This window comes from Thermostilla marina (genome assembly GCF_054657455.1).
This window is the reverse complement of record NZ_BAAHYR010000001.1, coordinates 2,665,891-2,681,073: the sequence shown is the minus strand read 5'-3', so window position 1 is coordinate 2,681,073 and position 15,183 is coordinate 2,665,891. Positions and strand designations below refer to the sequence as shown.

General features: G+C 59.6%; 8 protein-coding genes. 6 read left to right on the top strand and 2 right to left on the bottom strand.

Annotated features, from left to right (window positions below; all coding sequences use genetic code 11):
• Positions 1-215: 215 nt before the first annotated feature.
• Positions 216-1,352, top strand: coding sequence for a hypothetical protein (locus ACYQ2I_RS09780; RefSeq protein ID WP_460166826.1), 1,137 nt, complete (start codon positions 216-218; stop codon positions 1,350-1,352).
• Between the two features lie 79 nt (positions 1,353-1,431).
• On the opposite strand, the gene ACYQ2I_RS09775 is transcribed toward ACYQ2I_RS09780, so the two are convergent.
• The gene (locus ACYQ2I_RS09775; protein WP_460166825.1) at positions 1,432-4,068 is read right to left on the bottom strand and encodes a hypothetical protein; all 2,637 of its coding nucleotides are present in this window, start codon (positions 4,066-4,068) and stop codon (positions 1,432-1,434) included.
• A gap of 259 nt (positions 4,069-4,327) precedes the next feature.
• On the opposite strand from ACYQ2I_RS09775, the gene ACYQ2I_RS09770 reads away from it, so the two are divergent.
• Positions 4,328-5,650 carry an outer membrane protein assembly factor BamB family protein gene (locus ACYQ2I_RS09770; RefSeq protein WP_460166824.1) on the top strand — a complete coding sequence of 441 codons (1,323 nt, stop codon included), beginning with the start codon at positions 4,328-4,330 and terminating at the stop codon, positions 5,648-5,650.
• A gap of 47 nt (positions 5,651-5,697) precedes the next feature.
• Here ACYQ2I_RS09770 and ACYQ2I_RS09765 read toward each other — a convergent pair whose 3' ends face one another.
• Entirely contained in the window at positions 5,698-8,106 is a 2,409-nt protein-coding gene (locus ACYQ2I_RS09765; RefSeq protein ID WP_460166823.1) for a hypothetical protein, read from the bottom strand.
• Positions 8,107-8,556: 450 nt separating this feature from the next.
• Between ACYQ2I_RS09765 and ACYQ2I_RS09760 the strand changes: the two genes are divergently transcribed.
• The 4 genes from ACYQ2I_RS09760 (at position 8,557) to ACYQ2I_RS09745 (ending at position 15,171) form a co-directional block, all read left to right on the top strand.
• The gene (locus ACYQ2I_RS09760; RefSeq protein ID WP_460166822.1) at positions 8,557-11,553 is read left to right on the top strand and encodes a methyl-accepting chemotaxis protein; all 2,997 of its coding nucleotides are present in this window, start codon (positions 8,557-8,559) and stop codon (positions 11,551-11,553) included.
• Between the two features lie 324 nt (positions 11,554-11,877).
• Positions 11,878-13,206: a 4Fe-4S dicluster domain-containing protein gene (locus ACYQ2I_RS09755; RefSeq protein WP_460166821.1), complete on the top strand. Its 1,329-nt coding sequence runs from the start codon at positions 11,878-11,880 to the stop codon at positions 13,204-13,206.
• Between the two features lie 63 nt (positions 13,207-13,269).
• Positions 13,270-13,830, top strand: a complete 561-nt coding sequence (locus ACYQ2I_RS09750) for a BMC domain-containing protein (RefSeq protein WP_460166820.1) — start codon at positions 13,270-13,272, stop codon at positions 13,828-13,830.
• A gap of 177 nt (positions 13,831-14,007) precedes the next feature.
• The gene (locus tag ACYQ2I_RS09745; RefSeq protein WP_460166819.1) at positions 14,008-15,171 is read left to right on the top strand and encodes an aldose epimerase family protein; all 1,164 of its coding nucleotides are present in this window, start codon (positions 14,008-14,010) and stop codon (positions 15,169-15,171) included.
• The last annotated feature ends 12 nt before the right edge of the window (positions 15,172-15,183 follow it).

Here is a 15,183-nt window from a genome sequence, read left to right as displayed (position 1 = left end):
TCGTCGGCGATAGCTCCGCCCTTCGGCGGTGACAAAGCTGGCACGACCTCGACCGATGATGATAAACTAGATTCCTCGGGCGCAGCAATTGCGGCCCGGACTTTCGACATGCCACACGGTGACAGAGAAGAGATCGGCACGATGCGTGCGGACTTGATTCCGAACGGCATCCCTTTGCCGATCGGTCCCTTCGGCGAGGGCAAAGGTTACCAACAATGACAACGCCATTCGACGAATCCAAGAAGAACCACGGCAACGACGAACTCGACAACCTCGAACCGGCCGTCGGTGACGAAAGCAGTCCGTCCGAAACCGACGACGGAATCTTTGCACTGTCGGAAGACGGCTTGGACGGCATTCCGGAGTCGGACGATTATGCCGTCGTGAAAGAAACTCAATCTCCCTCGGAAGACGATGAGAACGTAGCTGCTCATGAGGATGAGGACGTAGCCGACGCGTTGCCGGATGAAGACTCACTCGTCGAACCGAAGGAGTCGACCACAGAAGCCGAGGACGAAGAAAGCTCACAAGATGAGGGTGAAGCCTCGACCTGCGCGACCGACGAAGATGTCGCAGAAGATGCCGAGGCGTCCGACGATTCACCGGAGCGCGACGAGGGTTCCGAACCGAAGACCGAACCTGAGGCCGAAGCGGCAGAATCCGAATCGTTCGAAGATGAAGATAAAGAGGGCGAATCTGCCGAGGGAGAAGTCGAAGAACACGCCGAAGGCGAGGCGGCGCCGGTTGGAGAAACCTCACCGAAATTGGGCGATATCGAGATTCTGAAGGTTCACCTTTCCGCCGACGATGAACCGGTCTCGCTTGCGGAATTGATTCCCGATGGCGACGACGAACCGATCGGCGAGACGATCGCGCGAGCATTGACATTGAGTCTCCATTTCATCCGCGAGGGGAAGGTATCGCTGGATGAAGAAGCGCCCGCCGAAACTCAAGTGAGCGACATGTGGGCTTCTATCTCGGAGGAGTTTCCCGGCATTTCGGCACCGGACGACGGCACATCCGCTTCACCGGCAATTCAAATCGACACCGGCGAAGAGGAGGACTCCTCGAACGGCGTGTCCGTCGCACGAACACGCGTACGCAAGGAAAAACCGATTTGGGGAGAACTGATCAAGATCGTGCTCGGCGGTATCGTCGGCCTGGCCATCGGTTACTACTTGATCAACTTCTTGTTCGGTGCACGCTGCGACGTTCTGAAAGTGCCCCTGCCGGGTGTTCCGCACACGTACACCCACTGTCCGGATTGGTGGCCCGACTGGTTGAAATGGGGGGCGCCGAAGGAATCCGGTCGCCTGAGCGATGCATCCGACAAAGGCCGCTTCGGCTTTTGAGCGGCGCCGATTGCGATTGAGTGACATTTCGTGGTTTCTCCCGCGGGCGGCATCCAGCGCAGCCTGCGGAATGCGCTCGTCATCGCACGGTCGGCACGATGATATAGGGCATTTCGGCATCCAAGTCGGGGTATCGTCCGCCGGAGCCGTCTTCAGCAGCCACTTCGACAAAATACATGGTATCCCATTCCGGGACGATGAACTCGCCGGGAATGGCTGCCCGATACTTACCATGCGCGCTCTCGGCGGCCATCGTGACCACCTCGTAATCTTCGAATTGCGTCACGTGCCGATAGTGTAGGCGAACAACCGCCGGAAACACGTCGCCTGTAACCTGAACCGCCACGACATAGTCTTTCCCAGGCGCGGCCGCGGTCGATCCCGCACACGAAACGCGAAAATCAGGCCGTGTTGCGTCTCGCGCGATACTCTCCTTCAGCCGCGCGAATGCTTCGTCGGGCATCACTTCGTTTGCCTGCATTTCTTGCAGGACAGGCAGTTCGGCCTCCAAGGCCGTCAATTCTTCTCGCCAATTTCGAGGAAAACCGACCCGATGGACGCCGAACGCGACATCGTCGGAATATATGCCCTCGGCGGCTTCGGCAATCGATCGCCACGCCCGACACGCGTTCTCGGCCGCATTGATGCATTCCGACTTCGCTTGCGCGGCTTGCGTTTCTTGTGCAATGTGATACCACACGGCCGCCCTCATCCTCGCAGCGTGATATCGGGCCAGGCCGGCCAACGCGCGTAAGTCACAAAGTGTTGTCTCCAGCTCTTGCCGCGAGCGTTCCGGCACGGTCGTTTGATCCGCTTCGATCGCTGCAATCTCGTTTTCGATGGTCTCCGCCGTCGTTTCAAACCATCGCGCCGTTTGGAGTGGAGAACGCAAAGTGGTCGATTCACCGGCCAACAGGCGTTTCGCCGCATCGTGGTAACTTTCGAACTGTTCAATGTCGGTTCCCGTGCCCGCCGCGTACGTCGCTAAGTCGCCGAATCGCATCATTTCCGCCCAGCCGCGTGTGGTCGGGAAAAAGCGATAGTTGTAGGCCGCTGCCACGATCCGAGGGAGCACGCGCGACGCATGATGCAATCCGACCATGACATGCGGACCGACCGATTCTCCGAATCGCGAGACGAACTCGTCGCTTGCAAAATCGTCGGCCAGGGTCGGATCGTACGTCAGCCTTCCCCATACGCGATAAAAGTACCAATACCGCTCGCATTCGTAGCGGTAGAACCGATACTCGGGCTGAAGTAGCGAGAACGGTTCCGCGTCGTGCGGCTCGCCCAGCATCTTCGTGGCCAGCATCTCGTTCACTTCGAAACTGCGCCCGTCGTATAGGCGGCAGCTCTCGGCAAACCGGCGTACGTAATCCGGATCTCCCCACAACAACATGCGAGTGGTCCCGCCGTTCCACAGTCGCCAATGCATTTCGTATCGACGGGGATATCGTAACAAATCTGCATAGCCGTGACGGCGATCGCGTTGATTCTGCGGATTGACGTGCGTCGGGTGAAACGGCAGCCCCATCTGTTCCATCCAGTATTTGGTCGCGATCCGAAACGGCAAATTCTGCCGGACGGCTTCGTCGATGACTTCGTCGGGCAAGCCCTTCGCCCGCAGATCGAAGCGAATTTTCGGCCCGATCTCATGCAGCTTTGCGAACACGTCGCGCCAAAATCCGGGCGTCTCCTCGCGGGTAAGGCCCGATTCCCAATGCATGCGGAACTGAATTCCGTCGATTTCGGGGAATTCGACCAACAGCTTTGTCAACGCCGCCTTCGTGTAGGCGGCCAGGTTTTCCTTGGTCACCCCTGTCACCAGGTGACCGGCGGCTGCGCCGGGCCGAGCCGAATCATCGTCGATTCCACCCGATTGCACGCCTCCACGATAAATGTGATCCCAAATACCCAGGGTCACTCGAATCCCTCGCCGATGGGCCTGGCGAATCAGCCGTCGTAAAGCTTCGGTGTTCGCCTGCTGTTGCCGGGGCGAAATATCGTTCAGCTTCACCTCCGGGAAACCTTCGACATCGAAGAAAAAAGGGTAGGGGGGCGCCATGAATCCGCCGTTTTCGTACCCGAAGATGATCACGTAGCTATTGATGCGGCTTTCGGCCAGCATGTCGAACAACGTTTCCCAATATGCCGGGTCGTGAAGGCGTTGTTCGAACAACCGCCGCTGCATCGTATACGTGGAGACGGCGCGATCGGTCAGAAACGGTGCGAATGATCCCGTCTGCACGGCGTCCGCCGCCGCTTGCAAATGGGACGACGTGCGCACGGCGGCGGCAACGTCGAGAAGCCCGTACATCAATCCCGGCCCGTCTTTTCCGCACACGATCAACCGTCGACGCGATCCGTCCGCCGCTCGCACCAGGGTGTAACCTTCCGCCTGATCGGGCAGGGCGGCCCCGGTTTGAAGCACCCGTTTCCGAATCGCCGGTTCGGTTGCAATCCCACAGTACAGGATCACTTCGGAAGAAGGTTCAACCGATGACGGAAGCTCCTGAAGCGTCCAGCCTTTGGTCTTCAACTCGGCGCCGAGCCGTTCGACCGCGTACGCCGCTTGCGACGGCAACGTGCCAAAGCGAATCAAGGTGAGCGTCTTCGCCTGGGCGGTTCCGCCGTTCCGACTGAAATACACAGCCGCCGCAATCAACAGGCAGAATGAACTCCTGAAAGCGATCGTCGACCAGCGTTTTCGATGCATGACAGAATTCCTCATCGACACGAGGCAATTGTTCACTCGCTTGCCCGGCAAGCGGCCGCGGGCGGTTTTCGAGCGACTGCATTGTGATCGGCCGTTCATCGACAGGCAAGCGCTCGTCGGGATGCGGCAACAGGTGCGTTGCGAAACTCGATCGCTTAGCGTATGTTGGTTCCTCGACTCGACCATCGTCGGGCACGTCCATTACCTACCCCGCGGACCGATGTCCCGCTGCCGTCCTCGAATAGTCGGAGGTTTCCCCGTGCGTACGCGAAATATCGTGTGTCTTGTCGTATCCGCCGTACTGGCGATTTCCTCTGTGTCGTCGGCCGATGACAACCGTCCCGCCTGGCGCACACCCGACGGTAACGGTGTGTTCGACTCCACTCACTTGCCCGCGACCTGGAGCGAAACGGAAGGCATCGTCTGGAAAACGCCGATTCCGGCTTGGGGGGCAAGTACGCCCGCGGTGTGGGGTGACGCCATCTTCCTGACCTCCCAAGTCGAGCCGCCGGACGAAGACAATGAAGGACCGTTCGACTTGGTTGCCCTTCGCATCGATCGAAATACGGGCAAGATCGTATGGCAAAAGAAACTGGGAGAAGCCGAACTTCCCCGCACCGGTGAACGAGGCCGCCAAAAATACCATCGTTACCACAACGGGGCGAGCCCCTCACCCACGACCGACGGCCGTTATGTCGTATTCCACTTCGGAAACGGCGATTTGGTCGTGACCGATTTCGACGGCAATACCGTATGGCGTCGCAATATGCAGGACGACTATGCTCCCTATTCCATCTGGTGGGGGCATGCAAACAGTCCGATCATCGTCGGCGACTTGCTCATCTCGGTGTGTATGCAAGATTCGTTGGCCGACCTTTGGGAAAAACCGAATCCTAGCTACATCGTCGCGCACGAACTGGCTACCGGGCGAGAACGTTGGTTCACCCTCCGCATGACCGGTGCCGAAAAAGAATGGTGCGACGCGTACACCACGCCGATCGTTCGTCGGGTAGGCGACCGCACCGAAATCATCGTGATGGGCGGCACGTGGCTCGACGCCTACGATGCCCGAACCGGCGAACAACTGTGGTATCTGCCGGGGCTGGAAGGCAACCGAACGATCACCGGCCCGGTCGTCGCCGGAGACGTCGTATTTGCCACGATCGGCAAAGGGGGGCCGACCTTCGCGGCGCGCATCGGCGGCAACGGACGCCTCTCCTCCGACCGCATTCTGTGGGAAAATAAGAGTAACTGCCCCGATTCGCCGACTCCCATCTATTACCGCGGCCAGCTCTTTCTCGTCAGCGACAATGGAATCGCCCAATGCCTCGACGCCGCGAGCGGTGAGATCAAGTGGCGGGAGCGACTCGGCGGCACGTTCAAGGCATCCCCGATCATCGCCGACGGAAAAGTCTACTTCGTCAATCTCGAAGGCGAGTGCACCGTCGTCGCGGCCGATTCCGAATACCGCGAGATCGCCAAGAACACGCTCGACGACGAATTCACCGCCTCGCCGGTCTGTACCGAAGGTAGACTGTACCTCCGCGGCAAGCGATTCCTGTATTGCATCGGCACGCCGTAAACCGCGCGCAATGCGGCAAGCATCGCTTTCGCACCGTAGTCGGTGAACTAGCGCACGCGGAATGTCACCACCGCCGCGCACTCGAAATCCGGCACGTCGATCACCGTCGAACCGTCGGCAGCCTGACGAACTTCGAGCGTCCGTCCGGTGATGATCTCGCGCACGTTTTCGACTCGGAACGCCGGGTTCACTACCACGCGCACGTTCCGACACGGCTCGGGCCCCCGAAAACGCAAGGCTTCAAGGTAAGCGGGCGAAAACTCCCCCGAGGGAAGACGTGCATGCCCCGTGAACACCCACGAAAAATCATTCACCAAGCCGATCGTCCACTCCGAATGGGCTTGATCGGCGAAGGCGACGGCATGCATCTTCGCAGGGCCACCGGTGATGCGATAGGGGGCATCGCCCCACACGGAACGTAGCGTATCCCGAAAGGCGCTGCTTGCCTCGGCCATCCCCGAATTCGGCCGGTGCCATTCCCATTCAGGCTTCTGTCGGACGACCAAACCGCCGGCAGCCTCAAACTTCTCTACCTCCCGGCGCATCTCGTCGGTCAACCGATCGGGCGCCGGAAGGAACAACACGCGATATCCGTCGAGGCGTCCTTGAGCCAACTGACTGTCGGTTACGATTCCAACCGGCAAGCGATCCCGAAGGCATGTCGTAAACGCTCCGTACACCGGGTACAACACCTTTTTCCACGCGGCAGATTCGTCCGGCAAATAGTAGTCGCGCGCATACTCGCTGAAATGAATTGCCGCGAACCGTATCGGTTTCTTTCCCGCATACGCCGGCGACAAGCGATTGCCCAGCGCGACCGCATCGGCAAACAACTCCGGATCGGGAATGGTATTTTCGGGATGGTCGAGATTCGCCACGCAACCGTGAACGATCAATCCGGCCGTCGCGAATCGAGCATGCAAGCCGTTGGGCAAACCGTGTGTCCACACGTGCGGCGGACGGCCGTCGGTCGCGTCCCTGGCGATCGCGTATCCCAATGCCAAGCGGGCGTCGTTTTCGGTCGGTGCAATCGTCGGATCGGTCGCGAAAATCCGGCTCCCCGAAGCTCTCGCCGGCAGCGAAAACTCGGTCTTCATCGCATCGGCGATGCGGTATAGCCGGTGCGTCGTGTGGCGGTCGCTCATCTGCGGATACGAGTTCGACGAAATCAAGAGCACGCACTCGGGATTCACCGCATGAATCGCCGCTCGCCACTTTCGAAACACACGTTCGATCGTCACGTTCTTGAATTCGATCGCCTTTTGGTACGCAGGGTCGAACGGATTCGGCGAACGCGGGTACTCCATTCCGGTCGCCTCTTGAAACGCTTTCCGGCAGTTGTCGCACCAGCAAAAAGGTTTCGGCATATGGACTTCGTCGAAATAAAACCCGTCGGCTCCCCGTTCGGCCAGCTCGACCAGCCGCTTTTCAACAAAATCGGCATACGGCGTGTTGAAGCAGATCTTCGTGCCGCGTTTGACGAGCGGTTCTCCGCGGAAGTCTTTCGCCACCCATTCCGGATGCGCTTCGGCGATCGCATCGTCTTCCATATGCCGATGGTAAACGATGATACGACATCCGGCCGCGTGCGCTTCGTCGATGATTTGCTTCGCATAATCGACCTTGTTCGCCTGGGGTAGGACCGCACCGACGCTGCTGGGCCACCAGGCCCCTTCGCTGCCCGTCTTGATGTGGCGAACGATCTCATGAAACCCCAGCGTTGCCAACCTTTCGCCCGCGTGCAAAAAACGATCCGGATCCTTTCGGTTCCACGACCACGACAATCGCGTGTGCGCACACACGCGGATCGAGTCGTACCATTCGGGCAAACGGTACTCATCGGCCTCGGTCAACCAGTCAGGCGCAATCGGTTCGATGGGATGCTCTAAATGCGAGCGTACGCGCGCCATTTGCGCCGCCATGAGGTCTTCCAGGTTCGGCGGGTCGCTGTTCCCGAGCCAAAAGCAGTCCAAACGCAACGGCGCGCCCTGAACCTCCAAACGAACTACACCCACCGGATGCGACAATTCACCCAGAAGCTCCCATCCCCACACCTCCAGATCACCCGTCGGCTCGACGTTCAGTCGGCCTGCCGACAGCTCCTTGCCCGCGGGATCGAGCAGGCGATAGCGCAACATCGGCGAACCGCCGGCAGCATAGCGCACCCATAAGCGCGTCGTGCCTGCCTCGGGGAACGTGATTTTCCACTCGCAACGCCCTTCGGATGGGAAAAACTTGAAGAGGCCCATCCCGGCCGAGGCATTTCCTTGCGCGAACGGTTCGGCGAATGTGCCGTCGTCCGGCACTCGCTGGGCGTATTGCTCAGCCTCGATAATCAGCCCCTCCATCGCCGTTACCGCTGCTCCCATCGATGCCCAACCGATCGCCAAACCGACCGCCGCTACGGCTTTTCGACACCAAGACCCTTTCACAACCGACCCTCCAAGCCGTTCCATTCCTTTCCTTTTCGAAAATCTCCAATGCCGACCATGACGAGTATGCTTGTCGACATGACCGCCTGCGAGGGAAATGTGTGAAAATTGGACACATCGAACAGAAATTTTGTGCCCCATCGAATCGGGGGACATAACCGGAACAGCCGCTACTACCCGTCTGCAAAATGTGCAGGTCATGCTGCAGGCTGATTCGATTGACCGTTCCCAATTCGTACGATGGATGTCCTTTACAGTCCGGCAACGTCGGCTGACACATTCGCGTTTTTGCTGCAAACCGGCGTTTCCCGCATGCATCCGTGGAAAGTCAATCTATATTTCACCAACCCGCAAAGATTGTTTTTTCTTCCACTGACGCTACATCCTTGAGTAATCGGGTCGCACCGAAAGCCCCAAAACCCCCAATTGCGTTTCCTGAATCGTTTTACAAGTCGTGATGGAGGTATCGCTCCCATGTCGTGCAAACGAATCCTGGCATCCCTGATTTCGGCACTCTTGCTGTGCGGTACGGCCTTCGCGGCCGATCACGGCAGCGATGACGCGCCGTTGCTTACCCCGGAACAAGCTATTCAGGAGCTACAGCGCGGCAACGCGCGGTACGTGAAGGGCAAAATGAAGCACCCGCGGCTGGATGCCGATCGCCGTGAAGAAACTGCCAAGGAAGGTCAACATCCCTTTGCGACCGTGATCGCCTGTTCCGATTCCCGCGTACCCGTCGAATCGATCTTCGACCAGGGAATCGGCGACATTTTCGTCATTCGCGTGGCCGGAAACGTGTGCGACGTCGATGAAGTCGGCTCGATCGAATACGGTGTCGACCACTTGGGAACGCCGGTGTTGGTCGTCCTCGGCCACACGCAGTGCGGTGCCGTCACGGCAGTCGCCACGAAAGCTGCGGTTCACGGAAGCATTCCGCAGCTGGTGGACAACATCGTCCCGGCCGTCGAAAAAGCCGCTCAGGCCCATCCCGACGCCCACGGCAAGGATCTTGTCCCGTATGCAGTCGAAGAAAACGTCCGCCAGGCGATCGCCGAGCTGTTCCACCGCAGCGAGGCGGCCCGCAAACGCGTCAAAGCCGGCAAGCTACAGGTGGTCGGTGCGGTATACGACCTCGAATCGGGAGAAGTGCGCTGGCTGGGCGAACATCCCGAGCAAGCGGCGATCATCGCCGCCGCCGAGAAAGCTGCGGCGGTCGGTTCCGTCGAGCATGTTGCCGTTCACGAATCGACTTCGAAGGATGCTGAATCCCATGGTATGCCCCATGCCTCGGCGACATCGGAAGAAACGCTCCCTGAGTTCCATGCCGAGGAATTCTCGGTCGTCTTGCTCGACAAAACTCGACTTGCCCAACTCGACCAGGCACGCACGCGGACGTTCCAGGTCCCGCGACACGAAATCCAAGTTACCGCATCCAGCGGTGCGACATCACTGCTGCTCGGTTTCGTCGTGTTCATTATCGCAGGCGGCGTCGTTGCATGGCGAAGCGGCTGGTTGAACCGAATGCACATCGGCACGAAGATCTACGCGGGCTTCGGTACCGCGGTCGTGCTGGCGATCGTCGTCGGTGCCGCGGGTTTGTACTATCTCAATGCGGTAAATGCAATCTCGCAAAACGAAACGCTTGCTGAAAAGATCAATCGGCAGACGACCGAGCTCGGCAAACTCCAGGCCGAGTACCTTCGGTCGGCTCTCGCCGATCCTCAACAAGCAGCCAAAATTCGAGAACAGCACGAAGCCACCGCTCAAAGCGTTCGGGAACTCCGCGATGCAATCGAGGAAGATGTGTTGGAGCCCGAAGTGCGCCGGGCTCTCACCCAATTCGATGAGCGATTCGATCAATACGTTACCGCGGCGGGTGAGCTATGCGATCGTCAAGCTAAGGCGGCAAGCGAGCTGCAAGAGGCCGGCGGCATTCGAAAGGCCATGATGGCTGAACTCGACGAAATGCTGCACGAACAAGAAAAACATCTCGACGAGCTGGCGGCTTCGGGGGCAAGCAAACTCGAAGAAAAGTTTGCCGTCGAGTCGGAAGCCAATCTTTCGGAAGCGATTATCGCCCTGGAAGAATTGTCGGTCGAAGCCGTGTCGTTCAAGGCCGACCTCGACAGCTCCCGCATTGCCGAGATGGAAAGATCAATTGCTCGCGTGAAGCACGAAATCGAGATGCTGCACCAAATGGAGTTGTACGCCGAGGAACACAACTGGAAGACGCCTCTCGACCCGCAATTGCTGAAAAAGTTGAGTCAGCAGATTGACGCGTACCAGGCCAATCAAACCCAAGCGGTCGATGCCTTGTTGACCGCCGGTGGTGAAATCGTCGACAGCGCCGAAGCCTTGGCGACGCTCGATGCCGTCGTCGACGGGGTGGCGGCGGCGGTCGCCGCTCAGGCCGACGCTCTGCGAGGCCAAGCTCGCACGATCGTGCTTGCGACGTTGTTTGCCGTCGTGCTGATCGGTGCCGTGTCGGCGATGATCATCACGCGCAGCATCACCCGGCCGCTGCAAAACGCCATCGTCATGTTGCGCGACATCGCCGAAGGCGAGGGCGATTTGACGAAACGGCTCGACGATTCTTCGAATGACGAGCTGGGCGAGATGGCAAAGTGGTTCAATCGGTTCGTCGACAAGCTGGAGGCGATCATCGCCGAATTGCGGGAAGGCGCCTTGCAGTTCGCCGAGGGAGCCCGGGTCGTCGCCGAATCGTCGCAAAGCCTGGCCGGCGGTGCTCAAGAGCAAAGCGCCGCGGTCGAACAGATCTCCGCCTCGATGCAGCAGTTGACGCATTCGGTCGAAGAAGTCCGCAACAACGCCAAAGAGGCGACCGATCTGGCCGCCAAAGCCTCGCGCGTGGCCGAAAAAGGCGGCGATGCCGTGCGTCGTTCCAGCGAGGCGATGGAGTTGATCCGGCAAAGCTCGCAACAGATCTCGGAGATCATCCAGGTCATTTCCGAGATTGCCGGCCAAACGAACTTGCTGGCTTTGAACGCTGCGATCGAAGCCGCCCGCGCCGGGGAACACGGCATGGGATTCGCCGTGGTGGCCGACGAAGTCCGCAAGCTGGCCGAACGGTCGAATCAAGCCGCGGGCGAAATCACGAAGCTGATCCAAGAATCGGCCCAACGGGTCGAAGAAGGAAACGCGCTCAGTCATGAAACGGCCGAAGCGCTCCAGGAGATCATGGAGAGCGTCCGCGAAACGGCCGAGAAAATCACGGCAATCGCGGAAGCGACCGTCGAGCAGGCCACCGGGGCTGAAGAAGTCGCCCGCGCCGTCGAGGGGATCAGCCAGGTGGTCGAACAGTCGGCGGCCGGAAGCGAAGAGCTGGCCTCCAGCAGTGAGGAGCTCGGCGCTCAGGCCACGGCGGTGCAGGAACTCGTCGGCCAGTTCAAGACGCGAGACCTGACCGGATCGGCGTTCGCAGCGACTACGGAGGACGAGAGCGAAATGTAATCGTTGGAGGATCACACCTCACTTCTTTCCGACGGTGCATGCCGAAGGCGGAGTCGAACTCGTGGTTCGGCTCCGCCGCGGCTGTTCTTGAATGTGTTCAACGTCGATTTCATTCACAGGAACAAAAGTGCCGGAAACAGCGAAAGCATTCCCTTTCGGTTTCGCGCACGGGTTCTGCGGGCAATCTTGGCGACGACCGGCAGTGCACGTTATGATGAACCTTTTGGGAGAAATCGGCCGATATTGCAGAGGTGACCTTCCGGTTGTCTGCCGTGCCGGTCGTTGTGCATCTTTCTTGGACATGGCTCATTGGGCGGCATTTCGATGGCCAACATTACTACAGACGATATCTTCGAAGCCGGAGTGGTCGGCGCCGGCGGCGCCGGGTTTCCGTCGCACGTGAAACTCTCCGCTCAAGCCGACACGGTGATCATCAACGCCGCCGAGTGCGAACCGCTGCTGCATAAGGACAAAGAGGTCCTGCGGGATTACGTAGACGACGTCCTCGCCGGGTTGCAGACGGCAATGCGTCTGGTGGGCGCGGAAAGGGGGGCGATCGGCATCAAGGGGAAGTATACGAACGTCATTTCCATCTTGGAGCCGAAAGTTCCCGCGAACGTCGACATCCATCCGCTGCCCGATGCTTATCCGTCGGGCGACGAGTTTATTCTCGTTTACGAGGTACTCGGACGGGTGATTCCGCCGGGCGGTATTCCCTTGAACGTGGGCGCCGTGGTTACGAACGTCGAAACGGCCTTGAATATTGCGCACGCCCCCAAGCCCGTCACGCACAAGTATTTGACGATCGCCGGAGCCGTGGCCGAACCGGTCACCTTGCGAGTTCCGGTCGGCGTCACGTTGGCCCAGTGTGTCGAGGCCGCGGGCGGACCGACCGTCCCTGATCCGCAATATGTCGTAGGCGGTGTGATGATGGGCTACCTCGAGCCGAACCACGACGCGCTGGTGGACAAGACCACAGGCGGCGTCATCGTGTTGCCCGAGGACCACATCGTCGTCAAACGTCGCAAGCAGGATTGGAGCCAGATCGCCCGCATCGGGCGGGCAGCCTGCGACCAGTGCAGTTTTTGCACCGAGTTGTGCCCCCGTTGGCTGCTGGGGCACCCGATCGAGCCGCACCGGGCCATGCGCAGCTTGGGATTCAACCTCGTCGGCGAAGCCAACACGATCGGCACGGCGTATTGCTGCGAATGCAACTTGTGCAGCCTGTATTCGTGTCCCGAAGATTTGGATCCGCGTAACGTCTGCGTGCAAAACAAGCGACGGCTGGCCGCCGAAAAGAAGCGTTGGGAGAATCCGCCGTTCGTTCCCGAGCGGGCGGATCGCCATCTGAAAAACCGCCGTGCACCGACCAAGCGACTGATGCAGAAACTCGGGTTGATGCAGTTCCCGAACGTCGGTCCGCTGGTCGATCGCACCGTCGAAGCTGATCGCGTCGGCGTCAAACTGAAACAACACATCGGGGCGCCTTGCGAACCGACCGTCGCCGTCGGCGATTCGGTCGACGTGGGCACGGTCGTCGGACGACCGCCCGTCACCGACGGTAAACCGGCGCTGGGCGCACCGGTTCACGCGTCGATTGCAGGAACCGTCACCGCAATCGAGGACGGCGTCGTCTGGATCGAGGCGCGTTAGCGGCGAACACGGCACGGGCGGCAAGAAACCATCGGGTCATTCAACGAACAACGGATCAGCGGCATGGCTACGGCAAAAGCAATCGGTGCAATCGAGTTCTCCAGCGTGGGAATCGGGTATCTCGTCGAAGACAACATGCTCAAAGCGGCTTCGGTCGAGCTGCTCATCGCCCGCACGATCTGTTCCGGCAAGTATCTGATCGTCGTCGGCGGGCTGGTCAGTGACGTGCAAGCCGCCGTACAGGCCGGATTGCAGACTGCTCCCGACTCGGTGATCGATCATTTGGTCATCCCGAACGTCCACGAGTCGGTCTTTCCCGCCTTGGGGCAGTCGGTCACCCTGGACGGAGATCATTCGGGTGCCTTGGGCGTCGTCGAGACATTCAGCGGCACAGCCGCCTTGGCTGCCGCAGATGCCGCCGCAAAAGCCGCGAGAGTGACTCTCTTTCGCATCCACGTGGCAATGGCGCTCGGCGGCAAAGGCTTGATCTTGATGACGGGGACGGTCGCCGACGTTCGGGCAGGCGTTCAGGCCGCGGCTGCCGAAGCGCGAGAACGGGGCCTTCTAGTGTCTGAGATCGTCATTCCGCGGCCTTCGCGCGAGCTGTTCGCCGATTATCTCTGAACAGGTACGCCTTGATAATTCAACCGGAAGTCCACCCCGTTTGAGCCGGCGCGAGCGGCGGCGGTGCAATTCTGCGTGTGTTTGCGTTCGAGGGGCTTCGCCTTCTATAATCGACGCAACCGAACGGCCCGCGATGCCGTCGGAAAACGCGCACTCCATTTCCGGACGAGGTGCCATATGGCCGCGTTTGTCACGAGTTGTAAGTCGGGCGAACGGTTCCAGTTGGTAGCGGCGGCGATTCTTGCCGGTTTGGCTTTGTGTTCGGCGGATACCCTATCTTTCGGGAGCGACCAAGGCATGCGATTCGAGTCGACGGTTTGGGGCAAGACGGAAGACGGCACCGAAGTCATGCTCTACACCTTGGCCAACACCAAAGGGTTGGTCGTCAAAGTGACCGATTACGGTGCCACGCTTACGGCCGTCGAATTCCCCGATCGGCAGGGAAACGTCGAAAACGTGACGCTGTACTTGGAGACCCTCGACGACTACCTCGCGGGACATCCCTGCTTCGGCTCGATCTGCGGCCGATATGCCAATCGCATCGCCAAAGGGCGATTTGAGCTCGACGGGCAGGTTTACCAACTGGCGACGAACAACGGTCCCAATCATCTCCACGGCGGCAAGGTCGGCTTTCATAAACGCATCTGGCAATCGGAGCCCGTCCAGGGGGAGGGCCACGTCGGCGTCCGCTTCACGCTCGTCAGCGAAGACGGCGACGAGGGGTATCCAGGCACATTGACGGCCGTCGTCACCTACGTCATCAACGACGACAATGAGCTCATCATCGACTACCACGCAACCACCGACAAACCGACGGTCGTCAACCTTACCAATCACGCGTATTGGAATCTTGCCGGCGCCGGAAACGGCGACATTCGCAATCATGTGCTGCAATTGAACGCCGACGGCTACTTGCCGGTCGACGATACGTTGATCCCTTTGGGTGAAATTGCCCCGGTGGAAAACACGCCCTTTGATTTCCGGAACCCAAAGCCGATCGGCCGCGACCTTGACGAAGTGGGCGGCTACGATCATTGCTTTGTCCTCAACAAGCAACGCCCCAACGAACAAAGCTTTTGTGCAAAGCTTTTAGAACCCCACTCTGGAAGGGTAATGGAGGTCTACACGACCCTTCCCGGCGTTCAGGTTTATACGGCGAACGGGCTAAACGGCCGCTTAGGGGCCGCAGGGCGCACCTACCCCAAGTACGGAGCCGTATGCTTGGAGACTCAGTTTTTCCCTGATTCTCCCAACCGCCCCAATTTTCCGAGCACCGTCCTCCGGCCGGGCCAGGTATACGAACATCGTACGGTCCACCGATTCGGCATTTTGGGGCGCTGAAGCATTACTCCG

What these genes read in the sequence shown, in the direction of transcription:
- ACYQ2I_RS09780 (WP_460166826.1), top strand. Translation starts at nt 216, where the DNA reads ATGACAACGCCATTCGACGAATCCAAGAAGAACCACGGCAACGACGAA.
- ACYQ2I_RS09775 (WP_460166825.1), bottom strand. Translation starts at nt 4,068, where the DNA reads ATGCATCGAAAACGCTGGTCGACGATCGCTTTCAGGAGTTCATTCTGC.
- ACYQ2I_RS09765 (WP_460166823.1), bottom strand. Translation starts at nt 8,106, where the DNA reads ATGGAACGGCTTGGAGGGTCGGTTGTGAAAGGGTCTTGGTGTCGAAAA.
- ACYQ2I_RS09760 (WP_460166822.1), top strand. Translation starts at nt 8,557, where the DNA reads ATGTCGTGCAAACGAATCCTGGCATCCCTGATTTCGGCACTCTTGCTG.
- ACYQ2I_RS09755 (WP_460166821.1), top strand. Translation starts at nt 11,878, where the DNA reads ATGGCCAACATTACTACAGACGATATCTTCGAAGCCGGAGTGGTCGGC.
- ACYQ2I_RS09750 (WP_460166820.1), top strand. Translation starts at nt 13,270, where the DNA reads ATGGCTACGGCAAAAGCAATCGGTGCAATCGAGTTCTCCAGCGTGGGA.
- ACYQ2I_RS09745 (WP_460166819.1), top strand. Translation starts at nt 14,008, where the DNA reads ATGGCCGCGTTTGTCACGAGTTGTAAGTCGGGCGAACGGTTCCAGTTG.